At 68.7% G+C, this 5894-nt stretch carries 4 protein-coding genes and 1 pseudogene; all 5 read left to right on the top strand.

All coding sequences use genetic code 11. From position 1 onward, the window contains the following. The coding region (locus JMF90_RS20740) for an ABC transporter ATP-binding protein (protein ID WP_201325376.1) at window positions 1-631 on the top strand (631 nt) is incomplete at its 5' end. Beyond that, complete coding sequence (locus JMF90_RS20735) at window positions 628-1329, top strand: ABC transporter ATP-binding protein (RefSeq protein ID WP_006481111.1); 702 nt, start codon at window positions 628-630, stop codon at window positions 1327-1329. The genes JMF90_RS20740 and JMF90_RS20735, both read left to right, overlap by 4 nt. Window positions 1330-1363: 34 nt before the next feature. Beyond that, window positions 1364-2626, top strand: a pseudogene (locus JMF90_RS20730) (Zn-dependent hydrolase); the annotation flags it as partial. A gap of 22 nt (window positions 2627-2648) precedes the next feature. Continuing rightward, window positions 2649-4151, top strand: a complete 1503-nt coding sequence (locus tag JMF90_RS20725) for a M81 family metallopeptidase (protein ID WP_201317247.1) — start codon at window positions 2649-2651, stop codon at window positions 4149-4151. 142 nt (window positions 4152-4293) lie between these two features. Further along, window positions 4294-5481: a YncE family protein gene (locus JMF90_RS20720; RefSeq protein WP_054928545.1), complete on the top strand. Its 1188-nt coding sequence runs from the start codon at window positions 4294-4296 to the stop codon at window positions 5479-5481. The last annotated feature ends 413 nt before the right edge of the window (window positions 5482-5894 follow it).

Raw genomic sequence — 5894 nt, 5'->3', positions numbered from 1 at the left:
GCTGTTCCATACGCTGACGGGCACGCTGCCGATCACGTCGGGCTCGATCCTGTTCGACGGCCACGACGTGTCGCACGAACCCGATCACAAGCGCGTGCGGCGCGGCATCGCACGCTCGTTCCAGGTGACGAGCCTGTTTCCGAACCTGAGCGTGCGCGAAAACCTGCGCGTCGCCGCACAGGGCGTCGAATCGCGGCGGGCGCTGAATCCGTGGACGCCGCCGCGCGGCGCGCTCGCGCATGACGGCATCGTCGACGACGTCCTCGAGCGGCTCGGCCTGCAGCGCTTCGCCGACACGGCGGCCGGCGTGCTGTCGCATGGCCAGCAACGCCGGCTCGAGGTCGGCATGGCGCTGGCGGCGCGGCCGCGCGCGATCTTCCTCGACGAGCCGACGTCGGGCATGGGCATCGACGATCTCGACGACATGACGGCGCTGATCCGCGGCCTGCGCGACGACTACACGGTCGTGCTGATCGAGCACAACATGGGCATCGTGATGGATATCTCGGACACGATCACGGTGATGCAGCAGGGGCGCGTGCTGGTCGAAGGCAAACCCGACGTGATTCGCGGCGACGCGCGCGTGCGCAGCGCGTATCTTGGCAACATGATCACCGGAGGCCGCGCATGATGCTCGACGTGAAGGAGGTGCACGCGTGCTACGGCAAGAGCCACGTGCTGCAGGGCATTTCGCTGAACGTGAACGAAGGCGAGACGGTGACGCTGCTCGGCCGCAACGGCGCGGGTAAATCGACGACGCTGAAGACGATCGCGGGCGTCGTCGCGCCGACCGGCGGCACGGTGACGTTCGCGGGCCGGCCGGTGGCCGGGCAGCCGGCGCACCGGATCGCCGCGGGCGGACTGTGCTTCGTGCCCGAGCATCGCGGGATTTTCCGGCTGCTGTCGGTCGAGGAAAACCTGCGGCTCGGCGCGCGCCGCGATTCGCCGTGGCAGCTCGACGATATCTACCGGATCTTTCCGCGCCTGAAGGAGCGCCGCCGCAACGGCGGCGCGCAGTTGTCGGGCGGCGAGCAGCAGATGCTCGCGATCGGCCGCGCGCTGATGAATCATCCGCGGCTGCTGATGCTCGACGAGCCGGTCGAGGGACTCGCGCCGGTGATCGTCGAGGAGATCGTCGAGCAGTTGAAGCGGATCAAGGCAGCCGGCGTCGCGATCCTGCTCGTCGAGCAGAACCTCGAAGTGTGCACGCAGCTCGCGGACCGCCACTTCGTGATCGAACAGGGCGTGATCGTCTACGAAGGCAGCAACGCGGCGTTCGCGGCCGATCATGACGTGAAGGACCGCTACCTGGGTGTCGGTGTCGCATGAGCGCCGTGCCCTTTCAATGCGAGGAATGGCAACGATGCAAGTACAGGATTTGACTCCGGGCGTCGCGGCGTCCGGCTTGCGCGTCGATGGCGCGCGGCTGTGGGACAGCCTGATGCGGCTCGCGCGGATCGGCGCGACCGACAAGGGCGGCGTGTGCCGCCTCGCGCTCACCGAACTCGATCGCGACGCGCGCGACCTGTTCGTCGCATGGGCGAAGGACATCGGTTGCACGGTGCGCGTCGATGCGATCGGCAATATCTTTGCGCGGCGCGCGGGCGAACGGGACGACCTGCCGCCCGTGACGACGGGCAGCCATATCGACACGCAGCCCACTGGCGGCAAGTTCGACGGCAACTACGGCGTGCTGGCCGGCCTCGAGGTGCTGCGTACGCTCGATGAAGCCGGGGTGCGCACGCGCGCGCCGCTCGAGGTGGCCGTCTGGACCAACGAGGAAGGGTCGCGCTTCGTGCCGGTGATGATGGGTTCCGGCGTGTTCGCGGGCGCGTTCACGCTCGACCATGCGCTCGCGCAATGCGACCGCGATGGCGTGTCGGTGCGCGATGCGCTGGCCGCGATCGGCTATGCGGGCAGTGCCGACGACGGGCACGGCGCGCATCCGGTCGGCGCGTATTTCGAAGCGCATATCGAGCAGGGGCCGGTGCTGGAAGCGCATGACACGACGATCGGCGTGGTCGAGGGGGCGCTCGGACAGCGCTGGTACGACGTGACCGTCCACGGAATGGAGGCGCATGCGGGCCCGACGCCGATGGAACTGCGGCGCGACGCGCTGCTGGTCGCAGCCGATCTCGTGCGTGCGGTGAACGGCATCGCGCGTGCGCATCCGCCGCACGGACGCGGCACGGTCGGCTGGGTCGACGTGCACCCGAATTCGCGCAACGTGATTCCCGGCCGCGTGACGTTGACCGTCGACCTGCGCGCGGCCGACGACGCGACGCTGGCGGCGATGGATGCGGAATTGCGTGCGGCATGCGCCGACCACGGCGCGGCGGCCGGGATGCGGATCGACATCGAGCCGGTCGTGTACTTTCCGCCGCAGCCGTTCGATCCGGCGCTGGTCGAGCAGATCCGCGCCGGCGCGAGCGCGCTCGGGCTGTCGTCGATGAACGTGATCAGCGGTGCGGGCCACGACGCGGTGTATCTCGCGCGCGTCGCGCCGACCGCGATGATCTTCGTGCCGTGCAAGGACGGCATCAGCCACAACGAGATCGAAGACGCGGATCCGGTTCATCTGGAAGCCGGCTGCAACGTGCTGCTGCATGCGATGCTGGCCGCGGCCGGGATCGCGGAGGCCAAGCGCGATGAAGATCCTGATTGCCCGGATGAACCACGAGACCAACACGTTCTCGCCGGTGCCGACGCCGCTCGCCGCGTTCGGCCGCAACGGCCCCGACTGGGGCGACGACGCGTATCGCGCGAATCGCGGGATGCGTACCGCGATGGCGGCGTTCATCGACGCGGCCGAACGCGCGGGCGCGGACATCGTGACGCCCGTGTCGGCGGCTGCGAACCCCAGCGGGCCGGTCGCGGCCGACGCGTATGCGGCGATCTGCGATGCGATCGTCGCCGCGGCGCCGGGCTGCGACGCGGTGATGCTCGACCTGCATGGCGCGATGGTTGCCGAGCAGAGCGCGGACGGCGAGGGCGACCTGCTCGCGCGCGTGCGCGCGGCGCTGCCCGACGCGCCGATCGCGGTCGCGCTCGACCTGCACGCGAACGTCACGCAGAAGATGGTCGATCACGCGGACGTGATCGTCAGTTTCAAGACCTATCCACACGTCGACATGTACGAGACGGGCGAGCACGCGGCGCGGCTGCTGCTCGACCGGCTGCACGGCCGCGCGCGGCCCGTGCTCGCGTGGCGGCAGCCGCCGCTGATGACGTCGACGCTGCGCAGCGCGAGCGCGGAAGGCGCGATGCGGCGCGCGGTGGAGGCCGCGCGCGCGGCCGAGTCCGACGGGATGCTCGCGGTGTCGGTCCTGCCCGGCTTCTCGCTCGCGGATATTCCTGCACCGTGCATCAGTGTGGTCGTGGTGGCCGATGGCGACCGCGCCGCCGCCGACGCAGTGGCCGAGCGCATCGCGCGGCAGATCTGGGACGCGCGCGACGAATTCGTCTATCGCAGCGCGCCGCTCGCCGAATCGGTTGCGCAGGCCGCGGCGCTCGCACAGGGCGCGGACCGCCCCGTGCTGATGCTCGATCACGGCGACAACTGCATGTCGGGCGGCCCGTGCGACACGATGGACCTGCTCGAAGCCGCGCTCGCGCACGGGCTCGACGGAATCGTCAGCGGACCGTTGTGCGACCCGGACGCGGTCGCGGCGCTGATCGATGCGGGCGTCGGCGCCACCGTCACGGTGCCGGTCGGCAACCGGTTGCCGTCGCATGGCGGCGTGCGGCGCGAACCGTTTCGCGCGACGGGCATCGTGCGCGCGATCACCGACGGCGAATACGTGATCACCGGGCCGACGTATACCGGGCAGCGTGCGTACATGGGCCGCGCGGCCGTGCTCGACATCGGCACGGCCACGCTCGTCGTCACCGAGCGCACGCAGGAGCCGTGGGATCTCGGCGTGTTCGAGAGCGTGGGCGTCGATCCGCGCCGTGCGCGCTTCCTGCTGCTGAAGTCGCGGATGTATTGCCGGCCGGTATTCGTGCCGATTTCGTCCGCGCTGGTCGAATGCGACAGCCGCGGCGTGACGGGCTCGGACTACGGGCTGTTTCGCTACGAGCGGCTCGCGCGGCCGGTGTATCCGCTCGACGACATCGTCGAGTGGTCGTCGGACACGCGACGCACGGATTGACGGAACCGAAGCGGAACCGAACCGAACCGGAACGAGACGCCGGGTCGGCCCGCTTTCGGGCATCATGCGATGGCGCCGGCCCGTCGAGCAGCAGGGTCGGGCAATCCATTGCGTCCGCAACCGATCCGGAGAACCGACCGCCATGCATTCGAACCTTTTCCGCCAGCGCAGCGCGCGCCTGCTCGCCGCGCTGACCCTCGCCACGACGGCCGTTACCGTGCATGCCGCCGACTGGATCGTGTCCGGCAACGACGGCAAGTACCAGCGCGTCGAGGGCCGCGACACCTATTTGCCTTCCCCGCCCGCCGACACGCTCACGCTGCTCGATGCGAGTACCTTCCCGCCGAAGGTCGCGCTGCAGGTCGACGTCGAGAACGGCATCCAGGGGCCGCCGCAGGCCGTCGCGATCACGCCCGACGCGAAGCTTGCGCTGGTCGGCGCGCCGACGCGCTATGACACGGCCGCGAAGCAGCTCGTATTCGACACGTTTCTACAAGTCGTGAATCTCGACAGCGCACCGCCCGCGATCACGCGCATCGAGCTCGGCACGCATCCGCAAGGGATCGCGATCGATCGCTCGGGCCGGCTTGCGCTCGTCGCCAACGTCGACGGCCGCGTGTCGATCCTGCGCATCGACGGCACGCAGGTGACGCTCGAAGGCAACCTGAAAATCGGCAAGAAGCGGCTGGCCGGGATCAGCTTCACGCACGACGGCAGGCATGCGCTCGTGTCGCTGCGCGACGAGCAGGGCATCGCGGTGCTGAACGTCGACGACGGCAAGGTGACCGACAGCGGCACGCGTCTGAGCACGGGCGTCGCGCCTTACACGATCGACGTGTCGAGCGACAACCGCTGGGCCGTCGTCAGCAACGTCGGGCTCGCCGGGCTACCGGGTTACACCGGCACGCTGGCGGGCGACGCCGATTCGGTCGCGCTGATCGACGTGTCGCGCGTGCCGTTCCGCACGGTTCAGTACCTGACGGTGCCGTCGCTGCCGGAAGGCGTCGCGATTTCGCCGAACGGCAAGTGGATCGCCGTGCAGGCGATGGACGGCTCGAACCTCACGGCCGACAACCCGGGCCGCCACAAGATCGGCAAGGTGCTGCTGTTCGAGATCCGCGACGGGCGGGCCGTGAAGGTGAACGAGGTGCCGGGCGGCGAAGCCGCGCAGGGCATCGTGTTTACCGCGGACAGCCGGCACGTGATCGTGCAATTCAACGTCGAACGGCAGCTTGCGCTGTATGCGGTGGAAGGCGGCAAGCTGCGCGATACGGGCAAGCGGATCGCGCTGACGGGCGGGCCGTCTTCGTTGAGGACGTTGCCGCGCTGACGCGTCGTCGGACGCTTCGTGTATTCGTTCGTATCCCTGAGTGAAAACGGCACCCGGTTTCTTCGGGTGCCCGTCGAGACCCCTCCTTTCCAGTCTGGTTGCAACGCAACAAGCCTCGGCAATTTGTACCCAAAGCCACTTAACTCCCATTTGTTTAGTTAAACAAACTGAAAATTCGGGAAACTTCTTGTGGTGAATAAACAGTCGTTGCGGCACTGTAGGCCCGCGGGAACGGCGCCGATGGTCCGAGGTAAATCGCGGGCCGCGCGATAGCGCGCCGGATATTCACAAGCGGAAGTCCGTGCGACGCCGATGGGAGACCAGCCGGCGTCGCGCCGCGCAAGGCGGCAAGCCTGACGTCCCGCCGGAACATCGTCGATGCAGGATGACTCGTTTAATTAACGGTGCTAAAC

Source organism: Burkholderia sp. E168m23 (assembly GCF_016586125.1).
GTDB lineage: Bacteria > Pseudomonadota > Gammaproteobacteria > Burkholderiales > Burkholderiaceae > Burkholderia > Burkholderia orbicola.
Note: the sequence above shows the minus strand (reverse complement) of the source record. Positions and strands in the feature narration are given on the sequence as shown.